Annotated in this window: 16 protein-coding genes; all 16 read left to right on the top strand. The window is 67.5% G+C overall.

All coding sequences use genetic code 11. The annotated features are described in order from the left end of the window. The coding region (gene mraW, locus V6M63_RS21635) for a 16S rRNA (cytosine(1402)-N(4))-methyltransferase (protein WP_332745267.1) at positions 1-376 on the top strand (376 nt) is incomplete at its 5' end. Beyond that, positions 373-666, top strand: a complete 294-nt coding sequence (gene ftsL / locus V6M63_RS21630; RefSeq protein ID WP_056270054.1) for a cell division protein FtsL — start codon at positions 373-375, stop codon at positions 664-666. The genes mraW and ftsL, both read left to right, overlap by 4 nt. Next, on the top strand, positions 663-2,396 hold the full coding sequence (locus tag V6M63_RS21625) for a peptidoglycan D,D-transpeptidase FtsI family protein (RefSeq protein ID WP_332745262.1): 1,734 nt from the start codon (positions 663-665) through the stop codon (positions 2,394-2,396). The genes ftsL and V6M63_RS21625 overlap by 4 nt, the downstream gene beginning before the upstream one ends. Next, positions 2,396-3,907: a UDP-N-acetylmuramoyl-L-alanyl-D-glutamate--2,6-diaminopimelate ligase gene (locus tag V6M63_RS21620; RefSeq protein WP_332745260.1), complete on the top strand. Its 1,512-nt coding sequence runs from the start codon at positions 2,396-2,398 to the stop codon at positions 3,905-3,907. Before V6M63_RS21625 ends, V6M63_RS21620 begins: the two co-directional genes overlap by 1 nt. Continuing rightward, positions 3,904-5,322 carry a UDP-N-acetylmuramoyl-tripeptide--D-alanyl-D-alanine ligase gene (locus V6M63_RS21615; protein ID WP_332745258.1) on the top strand — a complete coding sequence of 473 codons (1,419 nt, stop codon included), beginning with the start codon at positions 3,904-3,906 and terminating at the stop codon, positions 5,320-5,322. Before V6M63_RS21620 ends, V6M63_RS21615 begins: the two co-directional genes overlap by 4 nt. Next, entirely contained in the window at positions 5,312-6,490 is a 1,179-nt protein-coding gene (mraY, locus tag V6M63_RS21610; RefSeq protein ID WP_332745256.1) for a phospho-N-acetylmuramoyl-pentapeptide-transferase, read from the top strand. Before V6M63_RS21615 ends, mraY begins: the two co-directional genes overlap by 11 nt. Before the next feature lie 2 nt (positions 6,491-6,492). After that, entirely contained in the window at positions 6,493-8,259 is a 1,767-nt protein-coding gene (murD, locus tag V6M63_RS21605) for a UDP-N-acetylmuramoyl-L-alanine--D-glutamate ligase (RefSeq protein ID WP_332745254.1), read from the top strand. A 71-nt stretch (positions 8,260-8,330) separates the two neighbouring features. Then, positions 8,331-9,575 carry a putative lipid II flippase FtsW gene (gene ftsW / locus V6M63_RS21600; protein WP_442909632.1) on the top strand — a complete coding sequence of 415 codons (1,245 nt, stop codon included), beginning with the start codon at positions 8,331-8,333 and terminating at the stop codon, positions 9,573-9,575. Next, positions 9,572-10,645, top strand: a complete 1,074-nt coding sequence (murG, locus tag V6M63_RS21595; RefSeq protein ID WP_332745253.1) for an undecaprenyldiphospho-muramoylpentapeptide beta-N-acetylglucosaminyltransferase — start codon at positions 9,572-9,574, stop codon at positions 10,643-10,645. The genes ftsW and murG overlap by 4 nt, the downstream gene beginning before the upstream one ends. Beyond that, a complete protein-coding gene (gene murC, locus V6M63_RS21590; protein ID WP_332745251.1) occupies positions 10,642-12,051 on the top strand; it encodes a UDP-N-acetylmuramate--L-alanine ligase in 1,410 nt (469 codons plus the stop codon). Before murG ends, murC begins: the two co-directional genes overlap by 4 nt. Before the next feature lie 80 nt (positions 12,052-12,131). Continuing rightward, the gene (locus V6M63_RS21585) at positions 12,132-13,103 is read left to right on the top strand and encodes a D-alanine--D-alanine ligase (protein WP_332745250.1); all 972 of its coding nucleotides are present in this window, start codon (positions 12,132-12,134) and stop codon (positions 13,101-13,103) included. A gap of 15 nt (positions 13,104-13,118) precedes the next feature. Next, positions 13,119-13,913, top strand: coding sequence for a cell division protein FtsQ/DivIB (locus tag V6M63_RS21580; protein WP_332745249.1), 795 nt, complete (start codon positions 13,119-13,121; stop codon positions 13,911-13,913). A gap of 13 nt (positions 13,914-13,926) precedes the next feature. Then, a complete protein-coding gene (gene ftsA / locus V6M63_RS21575; RefSeq protein ID WP_056270025.1) occupies positions 13,927-15,156 on the top strand; it encodes a cell division protein FtsA in 1,230 nt (409 codons plus the stop codon). 157 nt (positions 15,157-15,313) lie between these two features. Beyond that, positions 15,314-16,522, top strand: coding sequence for a cell division protein FtsZ (ftsZ, locus tag V6M63_RS21570; RefSeq protein ID WP_056270020.1), 1,209 nt, complete (start codon positions 15,314-15,316; stop codon positions 16,520-16,522). Between the two features lie 383 nt (positions 16,523-16,905). Further along, the gene (gene lpxC, locus V6M63_RS21565) at positions 16,906-17,829 is read left to right on the top strand and encodes a UDP-3-O-acyl-N-acetylglucosamine deacetylase (protein ID WP_332745248.1); all 924 of its coding nucleotides are present in this window, start codon (positions 16,906-16,908) and stop codon (positions 17,827-17,829) included. Between the two features lie 9 nt (positions 17,830-17,838). Beyond that, a complete protein-coding gene (locus tag V6M63_RS21560; protein ID WP_332745247.1) occupies positions 17,839-18,015 on the top strand; it encodes a hypothetical protein in 177 nt (58 codons plus the stop codon). Positions 18,016-18,017 lie beyond the last annotated feature (2 nt).

The following is an 18,017-nucleotide window of genomic DNA, read 5'->3' as shown; positions in this document are numbered from 1 at the left end:
AGTCGTGGCTGGCGCGGTCAAAACCCGCGAGCCGGGCAAGGACCCTGCAACGCGCACATTTCAGGCTTTTCGGATTTTCATCAACGCCGAGCTTGAAGAGCTGCAACAAGCGCTAGAGGCCAGCCTGCACGTCTTGCGTCCCGGAGGACATCTGGTGGTGATCAGCTTCCACTCGCTTGAAGACCGCATGGTCAAGCAGTTCATGGCGCGCCATTCGCGCGCCGTGGTGGACCGTCGCGTGCCGTTTGCCGAACCCGCGCCCATGGCGCTGCGCGGTTTGAAGCGTGTGATGCCGTCGGACGAGGAAGTGAAGGCCAATGCCCGTTCGCGCAGCGCAGTGATGCGCGTGGCCGAAAGAACCGAGGCCGCAGCATGATCAGGCTGAACCTCGTGCTGCTGCTGGCCGTGGTCGCCAGCGCTTTTTACCTGGTGCACACCCAGTACGAATCCCGCCGTCTGTACGCCGCGCTCGACAAGGCGCAGGCGCAGTCGCGCAAGCTCGATGCCGAGCACGAGCAACTGCAGGTGCAAAAGCGCGCGCAGGCCACGCCGGCGCGGGTGCAGCAGCTCGCCACGCGCCAGTTGCAGATGCGCCCGGTCACGCCGGGCATCACGCAGTACGTGACGGTGTTCGAGCCCGCAGCGCCTGCGGAGGTTGCGAAATGAGCCGCAGCATCAACTACAGCGCCAGCCCGCTGCTGGCCAGCAAGACGCCAGTGTGGCGCAGCAAGTTCATCGTCGCGGCGCTGGCGGTGGCGTTCGCAGGCCTTGGTGGCCGCGCCGCGTACGTGCAGGTGTTCGGCAACGACTTTTTCCAGCGCCAGGGCGAGGTCCGCTTTGCCCGCACGCTGGAACTGCCGGCCAACCGGGGTCGCGTGCTCGATCGCAACGGTTTGATCCTCGCCTCAAGCGTGGTCGCGCAAAGCATCTGGGCCATCCCTGAAGACGTGGACCGCGCCGATCCCAAGCTGCGCCAGCTGGCCAAGCTGCTGGAGATGCCTTTGGCCGAGCTGCGCAAGCGCCTGCTGGTGGACGACAAGACTTTCGTGTGGGTCAAGCGCCAGGTGGACGAGCCCGTGGCCAAGGAGATCGCCGCGTTGGGCATCAAGGGCGTCTACCAGCGCCGTGAGTACAAGCGCCAGTACCCCGAGGGTGAAGCGGCCGCGCACGTGGTCGGTTTCACCAACGTGGAAGACCGGGGCCAGGAGGGCGTGGAGCTGGCGTTCAACCAGCAACTCTCGGGCAAGAACGGTTCGCGCCGCGTCATCAAGGACCGCCTGGGTCGCGTGGTTGAAGACGTGCGCGCCGTGGTGCCGCCGGTGGACGGCCCGGACCTGCAGCTCTCGATCGACAGCAAGGTGCAGTACTTCGCGTACCAGAAGCTCAAGGAAGCCGTGCTGACCCACAAGGCGCGCGCGGGCAGCGTGGTGGTGCTCGACACCCGGACCGGCGAGGTGCTCGCCCTGGCCAACTACCCCAGCTTCAACCCCAACCGGCGCACGAACCTCAGCGGCGAGCAGTTGCGCAACCGCGTGCTCACCGACAGTTTCGAACCCGGTTCGACCATGAAGCCCTTCATCACCGCACTCGCGCTGGACAAGGGGCTGGTCAAGCCCACCACGCCGATCAACACGGCACCCGGCCGCATCACGATCGGGGGCTCCACCATCAGCGATTCGCATCCCAATGATGTGTTGACCGTGTCCCAGATCATCCAGAAGTCGAGCAACGTGGGCACGGTCAAGCTGGCGATGCAGATGAGCCCGCGCGAAATGTGGGAGACCTACGCCCAGGCCGGGTTCGGCCAGAAGCCCCAGGTGCCGTTTCCCGGTGCCGTCACCGGCCGCCTGCGCCCCTACAAATCCTGGCGTCCGATCGAGCAGGCCACCATGAGCTACGGCTACGGCCTCTCGGCCTCGTTGTTCCAGCTCGCACAGGCCTACACCATCTTCGCGCGCGACGGCGAGCTGATACCGGTCACGCTGCAGAAGGCCGAGGAGCCGGTGGGTGGTGTGCGCGTGTTCAGCGAGAAGAACGCGGTGGCCGTGCGCGCCATGCTGCAGCTCGCGGCGGGCCCGGGCGGCACCGGCTCGCGTGCGCAGACCATGGGCTATTCGGTGGGCGGCAAGTCGGGCACCGCGCGCAAACAGGAAGGCAAGGGCTACGCCGACAAGAAGTACCGCAGCTTCTTCGTGGGACTGGCGCCGGTGGAGGCCCCGCGCATCGTGGTGGCCGTGATGGTCGACGAGCCCACCAACGGTCAGTACTACGGTGGTCTGGTGGCGGCGCCCGTGTTCAGCGAAACGGTGCAGCAGACCTTGCGCATCCTCGGCGTTCAGCCGGACATGAGCGTGAAGCCGCAGATCGTCACCGAAGTGGTCGAGGAGTCGTTTTGATGAAGACGCTGGACCAGCCCCAGGACGTCGCTGCATGGTTGCGCGCGACCGTGACCGGCGCGCTGCACTGCGACAGCCGTCGCTTGCAGCCGGGTGATGGTTTCGTCGCCTGGCCCGGTGCGGCCACCGACGGGCGTCGCTTCGTGCACAGCGCCCTGGCGTCTGGCGCCGTGGCGGCTGTGGTCGAGCGAGACGGTGTCGAGGCCTTTGCGTTGGAGGATGAACGCGTGCTGGCTGTGCGTGGCCTCAAGGCGCAGGCCGGCGCCATTGCCAGCGGGTTTTGCGATCACCCGAGCGCCGCGCTCGACGTGCTGGCCATCACCGGCACCAACGGCAAGACCTCGTGCGCCTGGTGGATCGCGCAGCTGCTCTCGGTCTGTGCGCGGCCTTGTGCGGTGATCGGTACCCTGGGCATGGGTCAACCGGGCTCGACCTTGGTGCCCACGGGCCTCACAACGCCCGACCCGGTGATGCTGCAGCAGCAGTTGCGCCAGTATGTGGACGAAGGTGTGAAAGCCTGTGCGATTGAAGCCTCGTCCATCGGCCTGATCGAAGGACGCCTGAACGCCACGCGGGTGCGCGTGGCCGTGTTCACCAATTTCACCCAGGACCACCTCGACTTCCACGGCAGCATGGATGCCTACTGGGAGGCCAAGGCAATGCTGTTCGACTGGCCTGGTCTGGGCGCGGCGGTGGTCAACACCGATGATGGCCGGGGCGGGCAACTGGCGTCTCGCGCGAACGGACGTGGGCTGGACCTGTGGACCGTGGGCATCGATTCAACGGCCCGGCTGAATGCCGTGGACATCACCTTCACCCGCGCCGGCATGGCCTTCGGCGTGGTTGAGCGGGACCTGCAGGGCGTCGAAGTGGAGCGACACACCTTGCAAGTGCCTTTGGTGGGCCGCTACAACGTGTCCAACCTGCTGTGCGTGATCGCGGCAGCCCGCAGCGTGGGCATCTCGCTGCAACAGGCCGTGAAGGCCTGCGGAGCGCTCACACCGGTGCCCGGGCGCATGGAGCAGGCCGAAGTCGTCGCCATCGATCAGCCGCTGGTGCTGGTGGACTACGCGCACACGCCCGATGCACTGGAAAAAGCATTGCAAGCCGTCCAGCCCCTGGCGGCCCAGCGGGGCGGTGCCCTGTGGGTGGTGGTGGGCTGTGGGGGCGACCGCGATGCCGGCAAGCGCCCGCTCATGGCCGCCGTGGCCGAGCGCGGAGCCGTCCACGTCGTGCTCACCAGCGACAACCCGCGCAGTGAAGACCCGGTCCGCATCCTGAGCCAGATGGTCACGGGCCTCTCCCACGCCGGGGCCGCCCTGGTCGAGCCCGACCGTGCCGCGGCCATCGCCACCGTGGTGGCATGCGCCCAGGCATCCGACGTGGTGCTGATCGCCGGCAAAGGCCACGAGGATTACCAGGAGGTGATGGGGGTGAAGACGCCCTTTTCCGACCTCGTTCAGGCACGCCAGGCGCTGGCCCGGCGCGCAGCGCAGGGAGCACACGCATGAAGACGCTCGGTCAGTTGCTTCCCCAGCTCACCGGTGCCCGAGTGGTGGGCCAGCCCGACCTGACGTTCACCCGCGTGCACACCGACACGCGCAGCCTGCAGCCGGGCGACCTGTTCGTCGCGCTCAAGGGTGAGCGTTTCGATGCGCACGATTTCCTGCCGCAGGCGGCGGCGCAGGGCGCCGTGGCCGCCATCGCGCACAGTGGCCTGACTCAGGCGGGCCTGCCCGGCGTGGAAGTGCCCGACACGCGCCGCGCCCTCGGCGAGCTCGCCCGGTTGTGGCGCAGCCAGTTCCATCTGCCGCTGATCGCCGTGACCGGCAGCAACGGCAAGACCACCGTGACGCAGATGATCGCGTTCATCCTGCGTGCGGCGGTGGGCGATGCGGCCCACGCCACGCAGGGCAATTTCAACAACGACATCGGTGTGCCGCTCACGCTGCTGCGCCTCCGCGCGGCGCACAAACTCTCGGTGGTCGAGCTCGGCATGAACCATCCCGGTGAGATCGCCGAACTGGCCGCCATTGCGCTGCCCACGGTGGCCCTGGTGAACAACGCACAGCGCGAGCACCAGGAGTTCATGGCCACGGTGGAAGCCGTGGCGCTCGAAAACGGTCAGGTCATCCAGGCGCTGGCGGGCGACGGTGTGGCCGTGTTTCCCTCCGACGACACCTACACACCGCTGTGGCGTGGTCTCGCCGCGGGCCGCCGCGTGATGACCTTCAGCGACACCGACCCCGCGGCCGACGTGTTGGCGCTCAAGACCGAATGGCAGGACGGTGCCTGGACGCTGTGTTTCACCTCGCCCGCGGGCAAGGGCACGGTGCATCTGAAGATTGCCGGCCGGCACAACGTGCGCAATGCCCTGGCGGCCACCGCCTGCGCGCTGGCTGCGGGCGTGACGCTGGACGCCGTGGTGCGCGGACTCGACGCCTTCGAGCCGGTGGGCGGACGCTCGCGCGCACTGGCGCTGCATCTGGACGGCCGCACCCTCACCCTGATCGACGACACCTACAACGCGAACCCGGACTCGGTGCGCGCGGCCATCGACGTGCTGGCCGAGCTGCCCGCGCCGCGCCTGCTGGTGCTCGGCGACATGGGCGAGGTGGGTGAGCAAGGCCTCGCGTTCCACGAAGAGGTGCTGCGCCACGCGCGCCAACGCGGCATCGAGGCGGTGCACGTGGCCGGTGACTGGATGGGCCAGGCAGCCAGGGTGTGGCCCGCCGTCACGCACTGGAACGAAGTGCCCGCCATGGCCGGTGCGGTGTGCGCCGCCGTGAGCGACGACCGCCCCGTGTTCCAGAGCGTGCTGGTCAAGGGTTCGCGCTTCATGCGCACCGAGCGCGTGGTGCAGGCCTTGCTGGCACTCGATCCCACACAACACAACAACAAGAAGGACAACGCCCATGCTGCCTAGCCTGGCCCTGTGGCTGCAAGGCCTGTCGCCCGATTTCGGTTTCCTGCGGGTGTTCCAGTACCTCACGTTCCGTGCGGTCATGGCCGCCATGACCGCGCTGCTGGTCGGCCTGGGCGCGGGTCCCTTCTTCATCCGCCGCCTCGCCGCGCTCAAGATCGGCCAGCCGATCCGCGAGTACGCGATGCAGACCCACATCAGCAAGGGCGGCACGCCCACCATGGGCGGTGTGCTGATCCTGTTTTCCATTGCGCTCTCCACCATCCTGTGGTTCGACCTGACCAACCGCTTCGTGTGGATCGTGCTGCTGGTCACGCTGGGCTTTGGCGCCATCGGCTGGGTCGACGACTGGCGCAAGGTGGTGCACAAGGACCCCGAAGGCATGCGATCGCGCGAGAAATACATGTGGCAATCCATCATCGGTCTGGTCGCCGCGTTCTACCTGGTGTTCAGCGTGTCCGAGACCAGCAACCTGCGGGTGTTGCAGCTGTTCTTTGCCTGGGTGTCTTCCGGCTTCACGCTCGACCTGCCGCCGCAGGCCGGTCTGCTCGTGCCCTTCTTCAAAGAGATCAGTTACCCGCTGGGCGTGTTCGGCTTCGTGGTCATGACGTACCTCGTCATCGTCGGTTCGAGCAACGCGGTCAACCTCACCGACGGGCTTGACGGCCTGGCCATCATGCCGGTGGTGATGGTGGGCTCGGCCCTGGGCGTGTTCGCCTACGTCACCGGCAATGCGGTGTTCGCGAAATACCTGCTGCTGCCGCACATCCCGGGTGCCGGTGAGCTGCTGATCTTCTGCGCCGCCATGGCGGGCGCGGGTCTGGCCTTCCTGTGGTTCAACACCCACCCGGCGCAAGTGTTCATGGGCGACGTGGGTGCGCTCGCGCTCGGCGGCGCGCTGGGCACCATCGCCGTCATCGTGCGGCAGGAAATCGTGCTGGCCATCATGGGTGGCATCTTCGTGGTGGAAGCGCTTTCGGTGATGCTGCAGGTGACCTGGTTCAAGTACACCAAGCGCCGCCACGGCACCGGCCGCCGGCTGTTCCAGATGGCGCCGCTGCACCACCACTTCGAGAAGAAGGGCTGGAAGGAGACGCAGGTCGTCGTGCGCTTCTGGATCATCACCATGCTGTTGTGCCTGGTGGGTCTTTCCACGCTGAAATTGCGCTGACCATGCACGACCAGCACGTCCTCATCCTCGGCCTGGGCGCCTCCGGCCTGGCCATGGCGCGCTGGTGCGTGCGCCAGGGTGCGCACGTGACCGTGGCCGACACGCGCGAGCAGCCGCCCCAACTGACCGCTCTGCGCACCGATTGCCCGGGGGCCACCTTCGTGAGTGGCGCCTTCGACGATTCGCTCATGGCGCGCCAGGACTGGACCCTGATCGCGCGCAGCCCGGGCCTGGCACCGGCCGCGCTGCAGCGGGTGTTTGGCTGGGCGCAGACGCACAACGTCGCGGTGCTCGGCGAACTGGGCCTGTTTGCCCGCGCCTTGAGGACCCTCGCCGAACGCGAGCGCCTGCCCTACCGCCCCAAGGTGCTGGCCATCACCGGCACCAACGGCAAGACCACCGTGACCTCGCTCACCACCTTGCTGCTGCAGCGTGCGGGCGTGCAGGTGGCCGTGGCCGGCAACATCGGCCCTGCCTTGCTGGACGTGCTGTCCGCCGCACTCGACGCCGAGGCCGTGGCCCAGCAGGCCGACGACGAGCGCGCTGCCGCCGAGGCCATGGCCGAAGCACCGGCGGTGGCGGCTCCGCCAGTGAACACAGAGACCGGGACGGTCGACGAAGTCGAACCTGTTGACGACGAAGCACCCGAGCCCGCTGCCGAAGCCGACGAAGAAGGCACGGTCATGCTGGTTCCGCCTCCCATCGAACCCCCCCAGCCACTGCACCTGCCCCGCGTCTGGGTGCTGGAGCTCTCCAGCTTCCAGCTCGACGACACAGCCGGAACCGACTGGGACCGCGTGCCCACCGCCGCCAGCGTGCTCAACATCACCGAAGACCACCTGGACTGGCACGGCAGCATGGCCGCCTACACGCAGGCCAAGGCCGCCGTGTTCGGCACCCAGGCCCTCATGCTGCTCAACCGCGACGACCCGCAGGTCATGGCGCTGCAGCCCGGCCTGGTGACGGTGAAGGTGGGCAACCGCAACCGCCAGCAGAGCGCGCGGCCCTGGGCCAGCTTCGGGCTGGACGCGCCCAGGCGCGCCGGCGACTGGGGCATCGAATCGCTCAACGGCATGGCCTGGCTGGTGCGTGCCCTAGCGCTGGACGAAACGCGCAAGCGTGGCCGCACCACGGACGAAGATGAAGAGGTGTATTTCCAGCGTTTGATGCCGGTCGACGCGCTGCGCATCCGCGGCCGCCACAACGCGGCCAACGCACTCGCCGCGCTCGCCCTGGCCACGTCCACCGGTGCCGCCCTCGGCCCCATGCTGCACGGCCTGCGCGAGTACCGGGGTGAGCCGCACCGCGTCGAACCCGTGGCCATCATCGACGAGATCGAGTACTTCGACGACAGCAAGGGCACCAACGTGGGCGCCACGCTGGCGGCCGTCAACGGTCTGGGCGCCGAGCGCCGGCTGGTTGTCATCCTGGGTGGCGACGGCAAGGGGCAGGACTTCGCGCCGCTGGCCGAGCCGCTGGCGCGCCATGCGCGCGCCGTGGTCTACATCGGTCGCGATGCCGCGCGCATCCGCGCTGCGGTGGGCGATGCGCTGGACGAAGCCCATGTGCCTCAGCTCGATGCCACCACGCTGCCCGAGGCCGTCACGGTCGCCGCGCAACAGGCCCGCTCGGGCGATGCCGTGCTGATGTCACCCGCCTGCGCCAGCCTGGACATGTTCGACAACTACGAGCACCGCGCACGCGTGTTCGTGGACGCCGTCGCGGCCCTGGCGGCGGAGCAGGGCATGAGCCTGGAGGGTGGCCTGTGAAGAAAAAAACCGTGCCCACCCTGACCTGGTCGCAGCGCCTGCGCGAAGGACTGGCCGCGCTCAATCCGCGCTTGTTGGGTCGCGACCTGGCAGGCGCGCTCGCGGGCGGTTCGTCGCGCGACGGCCTGCCGGTGCGCCTGTCCAACCGCACCTACGCCGGCACGCGCAACGTGGCCGTGCGCGAGCTCGGCTTCGACCAGCCATTGCTGTGGGTGGTGGTGGCCTTGCTCGCCTGGGGTCTGGTGATGGTGTATTCGGCCTCGATCGCACTGCCCGACAACCCGCGCTTTGCCAACTACGCCCACACCCATTTCGTGCTGCGCCACGCGATCTCGATGGCCATCGGGCTGGTGGCCGGCGTGGTGGCGTTCCAGTTCCCCTTGCGCAGCTGGGAAAAGATGGCGCCCTTCCTGTTTGCCATCGCGCTGGTGTTGTTGGCGCTGGTGCTGCTGCCCTTCATCGGCAAGGGCGTGAATGGCGCCCGGCGTTGGATCTCGCTGGGCATCATGAACTTCCAGCCGTCCGAGCTGGCCAAGCTGGCCGTGCTGATCTACGCCGCCGACTACATGGTGCGCAAGATGGACGTGAAGCAGCGCTTCTTCCAGGCCGTGGCGCCGATGGCTGTGGCGGTGGCCGTGGTCGGCATGCTGCTGCTGGCCGAGCCCGACATGGGTGCCTTCATGGTGATCGTGGTGATCGCCATGGGCATCCTGTTCCTGGGGGGCGTGAACGCGCGCATGTTCTTCCTCATGGCGCTGGTGGTCGTGGGCGCGTTCGCGCTCATGGTCATGACCAGCGAGTTCCGACGCCAGCGTGTGTTTGCCTACCTCGACCCCTGGAGCGTGGAGCATGCGCTGGGCAAGGGTTACCAGCTCTCGCACTCCTTGATCGCGTTCGGGCGCGGCGAGATCTTTGGCGTGGGCCTGGGCGGCAGCGTGGAAAAACTGCACTGGCTGCCCGAGGCCCACACCGACTTCCTGCTGGCCGTGATCGGCGAGGAGTTCGGCCTGCTCGGCGTGGTGGTGTTGATTGCCCTGTTCCTGTGGCTCACGCGCCGCATCATGCACATCGGTCGCCAGGCCATCGCGCTCGACCAGGTGTTTGCCGGCTTGGTGGCGCAGGGTGTGGGCCTGTGGATGGGTTTCCAGGCCTTCATCAACATCGGTGTGAACCTGGGAGCGCTGCCCACCAAGGGCCTCACGCTGCCGTTGATGAGTTATGGCGGCTCGGCCATCTTGCTCAATCTGGTTGCGATTGCCATTGTTCTCAGGGTCGACTACGAGAACCGCCAGATGATGAAGGGGGGCCGGTCATGACCCCCTGCGCGTTGATCATGGCCGGTGGCACCGGTGGCCACATCTTTCCCGGCCTGGCCGTGGCCGAAGCCTTGCGCGAGCGTGGCTGGCGCGTGCACTGGCTGGGCGCGCCCGCCAGCATGGAAAGCCGTCTCGTGCCCCCGCGCGGCTTCGCGCTGGAGACCATCGACTTCGGTGGTGTGCGCGGCAAGGGCGTGATCTCGCTCGCCCTGTTGCCGCTGCGCCTGCTGCGCGCTTTCTGGCAGGCGCTGCAGGTGGTGCGCCGCGTGAAGCCCGACGTGGTCGTGGGCCTGGGTGGCTACATCAGTTTCCCGGGCGGCATGATGGGCGTGCTGGCCGGCAAACCGCTGGTGCTGCACGAACAGAACTCGGTGGCCGGCATGGCCAACAAGGTGCTGGCCGGCGTGGCCGACCGGGTGTTCACCGCCTTCCCCAACGTGTTCAAGAAGGCCCAGTGGGTCGGCAACCCGCTGCGCGCGCCGTTCCTGCATCAGCCTGGACCCGCGGACCGTTTCGCTGGACGCAGCGGTCCGCTGCGCCTGTTGGTGGTGGGTGGGAGCCTGGGCGCCAAGGCGCTCAACGACGTGGTGCCGCAGGCGCTGGCGCTGATCCCCGAAGCCCAGAGGCCGACGGTCACCCACCAGAGCGGCGAGAAGCAGATCGACGCCCTGCGCGCCAACTACATCGCCGCCGGCGTGCACGCCGAGCTCACCCCCTTCATCGACAACACGGCCCAGGCCTTCGCGGATGCCGACCTCATCGTCTGTCGCAGCGGCGCCAGCACCGTGACCGAAATCGCCGCCGTGGGCGCGGCGGCACTGTTCGTGCCGTTCCCGTCGGCGGTGGACGACCACCAGACCACCAACGCGCGCTTCCTGGTGGACGCGGGCGCGGCCTGGCTGGTGCCACAAACCGAACTCAGCCCCCAGCAACTCGCGCTCCGGTTGCAAGGCGTGCAGCGCGAACAGCTGGTGGCGATGGCCGAGAAGGCCAAACAGATGCAGAAAACAGAAGCCGTGGCGGCCGTGGTGTCCGCCTGCGAGCAACTCGCGAAAGTGCAGAACACATGAAACACGCCATTCGACACATCCACTTCGTCGGCATTGGCGGCGCCGGCATGAACGGCATTGCCGAGGTGCTGCTCAACCAGGGTTACCGCATCTCCGGCAGCGACCTGGGCGAGAGCACGGTCACGCGCCGGCTGGTGGCGCTGGGTGCCGAGGTGTTCATTGGTCACGACGCTGCGAACATCGAAGGGGCCGACGCCATCGTCACGTCCACCGCGGTGAAGGACGACAACCCCGAGGTGGTGGCCGCCCACGCCAGGCTGGTGCCGGTGGTGCCGCGCGCCGTGATGCTGGCCGAACTCATGCGCATGAAGAAGGGCGTGGCCATCGCGGGCACGCACGGCAAGACCACCACCACCAGCCTGGTGGCCAGCGTGCTGGCCGCCGCCGAGCTCGACCCGACCTACGTGATCGGCGGGCGCCTGAACAGCGCCGGTGTCAATGCCGCGCTGGGCTCGGGCGAGTACATCGTGGTCGAGGCCGACGAGTCCGATGCCTCGTTTCTGAATCTGCTGCCGGTGCTCTCGGTCGTGACCAACATCGACGCCGACCACATGGACACCTATGGTCATGACTTCGGCAAGCTCAAGGCCGCGTTCGTCGAGTTCCTGCACAAGATGCCGTTCTACGGTGCGGCCGTGGTCTGTGTCGACGACGCGGCGATTCGCGAGATCCTGCCGCTGATCGCCCGGCCCATCACCAGCTACGGCTTTTCCGAAGACGCCCAGGTGCGCGCCATCAACGTGCGCGCGGTGGGCACGCAGATGCACTTCACCGTGCAGCGGCGCAACGGCGTGGAGCTGCCCGATCTCGACATCGTGCTCAACCTGCCGGGCGACCACAACGTGCTCAACTCGCTGGCCGCCATCGGCATCGCGGTGGAGCTCGGTGTGCACGACGCCGCCGTGCTCCGGGCACTCGCCGATTTCAAGGGCGTGGGCCGGCGCTTCCAGCGCTACGGCGAAGCCGCGTTGCCCCACGGCGGCCATTGCACGGTGGTGGACGACTACGGCCACCACCCGGTGGAGATGGCCGCCACGCTGGCGGCGGCGCGCGGTGCCTATCCCGGTCGCCGCCTGGTGCTGGCCTTCCAGCCGCACCGCTACACCCGCACGCGCGACTGTTTCGAAGATTTCGTCAAGGTGATCAACCACGCCGACGCGGTGCTGCTGGCCGAGGTCTACGCCGCGGGCGAGAGCCCCATCGTGGCGGCCGATGGCCGTTCGCTGGCGCGCGCGCTGCGCGTGGCCGGCAAGCTGGAGCCGGTCTTCGTGGACGACATCAACGCCATGCCCCAGGCGGTGCTGGACAACGCGCAGGACGGTGACGTGATCCTGTGCATGGGCGCGGGCACCGTGGGCGCGGTGGCTGGCCGCGTGATGGAACTGGCGCAGGGAGCGAGTCAATGAGCCCCCACGCTCCACCGCTGCACGGGTCGCTGCCCCCCGAGGGGGCGGAGCCGGCCTGGGGCGGCCCGGCGCCGGCTTACATGAACACACAGACAAAGGACAACACGGTGATCGATCCGAAGGCACTGGGCAAGGTGGCGGTCTTGATGGGCGGGCGCTCGGCAGAACGCGAGGTCTCGCTGATGTCGGGCACCGGCGTGCTGGCCGCACTGAAGTCCAAGGGCGTTGACGCCCACGCCTTCGACCCGGCCGAGCGCCACATGGACGAACTCCAACGTGAGGGCTTTGAACGGTGCTTCATCGCCTTGCACGGCCGCTTCGGCGAAGACGGCACGGTGCAGGGCGCGCTGGAATTGCTGGGCATCCCCTACACCGGCCCCGGCGTGATGGCCTCGGCCGTGGCGATGGACAAGCTCATGACCAAGCGCATCTGGCTGGCCGAGGGCCTGGCCACGCCGGCCTGGCGCCAGGTGCACAGCATCGAGCAAACCGTGGCGGCCTACCGCGCGCTGGGCTCGCCCATGATCGTCAAGCCCGTGCGCGAGGGTTCGACCATCGGCCTGACCAAGGTCACCAGCGAAGCGCAGTGCGCCGCCGCCTACGAGCTGGCCGCGAAGCAGGACCCGCTGGTCATGTGCGAGCAGTTCATCGACGGGGATGAGGTCACCTGCCCGGTGCTGGGCACGGGCGACACCGCGCAGGCCTTGCCGGTGATCCGCATCGTGGCGCCCGAAGGCAACTACGACTACCAGAACAAGTACTTCACCGACGACACCAAATACCTCGTGCCCTGCGGTCTGCCCGAAGGTGAGGAGGCGGTGATCCAGGCGCTGGTGCTGCAAGCTTTCCGCACGCTGGACTGCCGCGGTTGGGCGCGCGCCGACGTGATGATCGACGCGACCACGCGCAAGCCGTATCTGCTGGAGATCAACACCTCGCCCGGCATGACCGGTCATTCGCTGGTGCCGATGTCGGCCCGCGCCACCGGCATGTCGTACGAAGACCTGTGCGTGGCGGTGCTGGCCACCGCAGCCCTGGACAACCCGGCCTGATCACCGCACCACCCCATGGCCACCACACCCATGCCCCTGGACGTCAAGCTCATGACCGCGCTCACGCAAGCGCTGGTCGTGCTGTTTGCCGTGCTGTGCCTGGGCGCTCTGGGCACCTGGCTGGTGCGCCACCCGGTGTGGACGGTGAAGGCCATCACGGTGCAGGGTGACGTGGTGCACCAGAACGCGGTGAGCTTTCGCGCCCAGCTGGCCACGCAGATGAAGACACGCCTCTCGAGCAGCTTCCTCACGGTCGACCTGCAGCAGGTGCGCGAGCTGTTCGAAGCCGTGCCCTGGGTGCGCCAGGCCGTGGTGCAGCGGGAGTTTCCCAACCGCCTGCGCGTGACGCTGCAGGAGCACCAGGCCGTGGCCTGGTGGGGCGAGTCGGGCTCGGGCCGGCTGGTCAGCGCGCTCGGTGAAGTGTTTGAAGCCAGCCCGGACGACAGCGACAACCTGCCGGAACTCGCCGGCCCCGCCGAACAGTCGGCCCAGGTGTGGGCGCTGTACCAGCGGCTGCAAGCCGAACTCGCACCGCTGGAACTCGGGCTCGATCGACTGGAACTCACCGAGCGCGGCGGCTGGCGCGCACGGCTGGACAACGGTGCGCAGGTGGAGCTGGGCCGGGGCACGCCGGACGAACTGCTGGCGCGCACGCGCCGCTTCAGCGCCACGCTGTCCCAGCTCACCGAGCGCTACGCCGGTGCGCTGCAGTCGGTCGATCTGCGCTACCCCAACGGTTACGCCCTGCGCCTGCGCGGCGTGACCACCGTCACCGACATCGCCCCCACCACAACGCAACCCACACGGTAATCAAGAAGCAATCATGGCCAAGGAATACAAGGATTTGGTGGTCGGACTCGACATCGGCACCGCCAAGATCATGGTGGTGGTCGCCGAGGTCCAGCCCAACGGCGAACTCAAGCTCGCGGGCCTGGGCGTGGCCGCCAGCCACGGTTTGAAACGTGGCGTGGTGGTCAACATCGACGCCACCGTGCAGAGCATCCAGCAGGCCTTGAAAGAGGCCGAACTGATGGCCGACTGCCGCATCGCCCGCGTCTACACCGGCATCACCGGCAGCCACATCCGCGGCATCAACTCCAGCGGCATGGTGGCGATCAAGGACCGTGAAGTCACCGCCACCGACGTGGCGCGCGTGATCGAGACCGCCAAGGCCATCAACATCTCCACCGACCAGCGCCTGCTGCTGGTGGAGCCGCAGGAGTTCGTGATCGACGGCCAGGAGGTGAAGGAGCCGATCGGCATGAGCGGCATCCGCCTGGAGGCCAAGGTGCACATCGTCACCGGCGCGCAAAGCGCGGCGGAAAACATCATCAAGTGCGTGCGCCGCTGTGGCCTGGAAGTGGACCAGCTCATGCTCAACCCGTTGGCGAGCAGCCAGGCGGTGCTGACCGACGACGAAAAGGAACTCGGCGTGGCGTTGGTCGACATCGGCGCCGGCACCACCGACGTGGCGATCTTCTCGGGCGGTGCGATCCGCCACACCGCGGTGATTCCGATCGCGGGCGACCTGATCACCAGCGACATTGCCATGGCGCTGCGCACGCCCACGAAAGACGCCGAAGACATCAAGGTGGAAAGCGGCTGCGCCAAGCAGCTGTTGGCCGACCCGGACACGCAGGTGGAAGTGCCTGGTCTGGGCGACCGCGCCCCGCGCATGCTCAGCCGCCAGGCGCTGGCCGGCGTGATCGAGCCGCGCGTGGAGGAGATCTTTTCGCTGGTGCAGCAGGTGCTGCGCGATTCGGGTCACGAGGAAATGTTGTCCTCGGGCATCGTGCTCACCGGCGGCAGCGCCGTCATGCCCGGCATGGTCGAACTCGGTGAAGACATCTTTCTGAAGCCCGTGCGTCGCGGCATTCCGAACTACGCGAGCGCACTGTCCGACATGGTGGCGCAGACGCGCGCGGCCACGGTGATGGGCCTGCTCGAAGAAGCGCGCCTGGCGCGTGTTCGCGGGCACAAGGTGTCGCAAAAAGCGGGTTCCGTGCAAGGCGCACTGGAACGCATGAAAAACTGGTTCGTGGGGACGTTCTGATGAAACACCTGATCACACCCGCGCAGCACACCCGACCCCGTTTCCGCACCCGATGTAGCGAGTGCACTGGACCGCCTGGCTGAACCCCTACCTCGACCCGAATCCGAAACGTTTTTGAATCACCAGCGCCCATCAACAGGCACACAAGGAGCACACCATGAGCATCGAAATGATTGAAGTCGAAGAATTCAACCTGGGCACCCAGATCAAGGTCATCGGGGTGGGCGGTGGCGGCGGCAACGCCGTCGAGCACATGATCGCGCGCAGCGTGCAGGGCGTGGAGTTCATCTGCGCCAACACCGATGCGCAGTCGCTCTCGCGCAGCGCCGCGCACAAGACCATCCAGCTCGGCACCACCGGCCTGGGCGCCGGCAGCAAGCCCGACAAGGGCCGCGATGCCGCCGAAGTGGCGGTGGACTCGATCCGCGAAGCCATCGCGGGCGCGCACATGCTCTTCATCACCGCCGGCATGGGCGGTGGCACCGGCACGGGCGCAGCACCCGTGATCGCCCGCGTGGCCAAGGAAATGGGCATCCTGACCGTGGGTGTGGTCACCAAGCCGTTCGACTGGGAAGGCGGCCGCCGCATGACCAACGCCGACCAGGGTCTGGCCGAACTTGAGGCCAATGTGGACTCGCTGATCGTGGTGCTCAACGAGAAGCTGCTCGAAGTGCTGGGTGACGACGTGACGCAGGACGAAGCCTTTGCCCACGCCAACGACGTGCTGAAGAACGCCGTGGGCGGCATCGCCGAGATCATCAACGAGTACGGCAACGTGAACGTCGACTTTGAAGACGTGCGCACCGTGATGGGTGAACCCGGCAAGGCCATGATGGGCACGGCCGTGGCCGCCGGCCCGGACCGCGCGCGCATCGCCGCCGAGCAGGCCGTGGCCTGCCCGCTGCTCGAAGGCATCGACCTGTCGGGCGCCAAGGGTGTGCTGGTGCTGGTCACCGCGGCCAAGGGTTCGCTCAAGCTGTCCGAATCGAAGCTGGCGATGAACACCATCCGTGCCTACGCTTCCTCGGAAGCGCACGTGATCTACGGCGCGGCCTACGACGACAGCCTGGGCGACGAGATGCGCGTGACCGTGGTGGCCACCGGCCTGTCGCGCCAGGGTGTGCGCCGCACGGCGCCTCCGCTGCAGGTGCTGCGCACCGGCACCGACAACGTGCCTTTCAACGTGCCGACCGTGCACTCCGCCGTGGGTGGCCCGGGCGCGACCCAGCCCGACTACAACTCCATGGCCGTGCCGAGTGTGTGGCGCACCAACCGCACCCAGGCTGCGGCCAAGGTGGACGCGTTGGCTTCTGGGGGCATGGACGATTTCGAGATTCCTGCTTTCTTGCGCAAACAGGCAGATTGAACTGGGGCGGGGTGCGGGGGCATTTCGCACCTGGACCTCGTTTGCTCGCGGACGCGGTGTGCGCTGCTCCGCGGCTGTCCCCCGGACCGGCTGCGCCGGTCCTCCTCCTTTATGCCGCTGCGCAGCACACACCGCGCCCGCGAGCTGAAGTGACGCTTGCGCACCCGCAGACCGAGCGCCAGTGAGGTCATCGGCGGCCATGGGGCACGGCGCAGCGAAATAAAGGAGGAGGGGCCAAAGGCCCCGGGGGACATTCGCGGAGCCGTGCCCCGTGGTCGTCGATGACCGTACCAGCCGGAGAAGACAAGAAGAACGCCTTCCTCTATAGCGGCCATCACGATTCCCAACAGCGCCAAAACGCAGCAAAACCTAAAATCCACACCATGCTCGCGCAACGAACCCTCAAATCCCTGACCAAGGCGGTGGGCGTCGGCCTGCACAGTGGTCAGCGGGTGGAGCTCACCCTGCGCCCGGCCGCGCCCGACACCGGCATCGTGTTCCGGCGCGTGGACCTGCCCGAGCCGGTGGAGATTGCGGTGAACGCCACGGCCGTGACCGACACGCGCCTGGCCTCCACCATTTCCAACGGCAACGTGAAGGTCCACACCATCGAGCACCTCATGAGCGCTTGCGCCGGCCTGGGGCTGGACAACCTCTACGTGGACATCACCGCCGAAGAAGTGCCCATCCTCGACGGCTCCTCGGCTTCGTTCGTGTACCTGCTGCAGAGCGCCGGCATCGTGATGCAGAAGGCGCCCAAACGTTTCATCCGCGTGACCAAACCGGTGGAAGTGCGCGAAGGCGAGGGCAAGAACGTGAAGTGGGCCCGGCTCGACCCGTACCACGGCTACAAGCTCGCCTTCGAGATCGAGTTCGACCACCCGGCCGTCAACTCCACCGGACAGCGCGTGGAGTTTGATTTCGGCAGCGGCCAGTACGCCCGTGAGATCGCGCGCGCCCGCACCTTCGGGTTCACGAAAGACGTGGAGTCGATGCGCTCGCACGGCCTGGCACTCGGCGGCGGGCTGGACAACGCCATCGTGATGGACGATGTGAAGGTGCTCAACGCCGACGGCTTGCGTTACCAGGACGAGTTCGTCAAACACAAGATCCTCGACGCCATGGGCGACCTCTACATCGTGGGCAAGCCCTTGCTGGCCGCCTACAGCGCGTTTCGCAGCGGCCACGCCATGAACAACCAGCTGTTGCGCGCCCTGCTGGCGCGCACCGACGCCTGGGAGACCGTGAGCTTCGAGCAGGATCGCGAAGCGCCGCAGGGCTTTGCACAGCTGGCACCGGCCTGGTAAGCACGCCACATGCTGCTGTTTCGCTGGACCGTCCTGCTGCTGTTGATTGCCGCAGGCGTGTGCTTTGCGTTTTACGTGGGCACCGGCCAGGTCCGTTTTCGCACCTGGGGCGTGATCATCCTCAAATGGACGGTGATCGCCGCGCTGGGCTTCTTTGCGGTGCTGGCGCTCGAACGGCTCTTGTGAGC

It is taken from the genome of Hydrogenophaga sp. (assembly GCF_036675665.1).
Lineage (GTDB): Bacteria > Pseudomonadota > Gammaproteobacteria > Burkholderiales > Burkholderiaceae_C > Hydrogenophaga.
This window is presented reverse-complemented; position numbering and strand designations above follow the sequence as displayed.

Coding starts and splice junctions, on each gene's coding strand:
- ftsL (WP_056270054.1), top strand. CDS start 373: ATGATCAGGCTGAACCTCGTGCTGCTGCTGGCCGTGGTCGCCAGCGCT.
- V6M63_RS21625 (WP_332745262.1), top strand. CDS start 663: ATGAGCCGCAGCATCAACTACAGCGCCAGCCCGCTGCTGGCCAGCAAG.
- V6M63_RS21620 (WP_332745260.1), top strand. CDS start 2,396: ATGAAGACGCTGGACCAGCCCCAGGACGTCGCTGCATGGTTGCGCGCG.
- V6M63_RS21615 (WP_332745258.1), top strand. CDS start 3,904: ATGAAGACGCTCGGTCAGTTGCTTCCCCAGCTCACCGGTGCCCGAGTG.
- mraY (WP_332745256.1), top strand. CDS start 5,312: ATGCTGCCTAGCCTGGCCCTGTGGCTGCAAGGCCTGTCGCCCGATTTC.
- murD (WP_332745254.1), top strand. CDS start 6,493: ATGCACGACCAGCACGTCCTCATCCTCGGCCTGGGCGCCTCCGGCCTG.
- murG (WP_332745253.1), top strand. CDS start 9,572: ATGACCCCCTGCGCGTTGATCATGGCCGGTGGCACCGGTGGCCACATC.
- murC (WP_332745251.1), top strand. CDS start 10,642: ATGAAACACGCCATTCGACACATCCACTTCGTCGGCATTGGCGGCGCC.
- V6M63_RS21585 (WP_332745250.1), top strand. CDS start 12,132: ATGAACACACAGACAAAGGACAACACGGTGATCGATCCGAAGGCACTG.
- V6M63_RS21580 (WP_332745249.1), top strand. CDS start 13,119: ATGGCCACCACACCCATGCCCCTGGACGTCAAGCTCATGACCGCGCTC.
- ftsA (WP_056270025.1), top strand. CDS start 13,927: ATGGCCAAGGAATACAAGGATTTGGTGGTCGGACTCGACATCGGCACC.
- ftsZ (WP_056270020.1), top strand. CDS start 15,314: ATGAGCATCGAAATGATTGAAGTCGAAGAATTCAACCTGGGCACCCAG.
- lpxC (WP_332745248.1), top strand. CDS start 16,906: ATGCTCGCGCAACGAACCCTCAAATCCCTGACCAAGGCGGTGGGCGTC.
- V6M63_RS21560 (WP_332745247.1), top strand. CDS start 17,839: ATGCTGCTGTTTCGCTGGACCGTCCTGCTGCTGTTGATTGCCGCAGGC.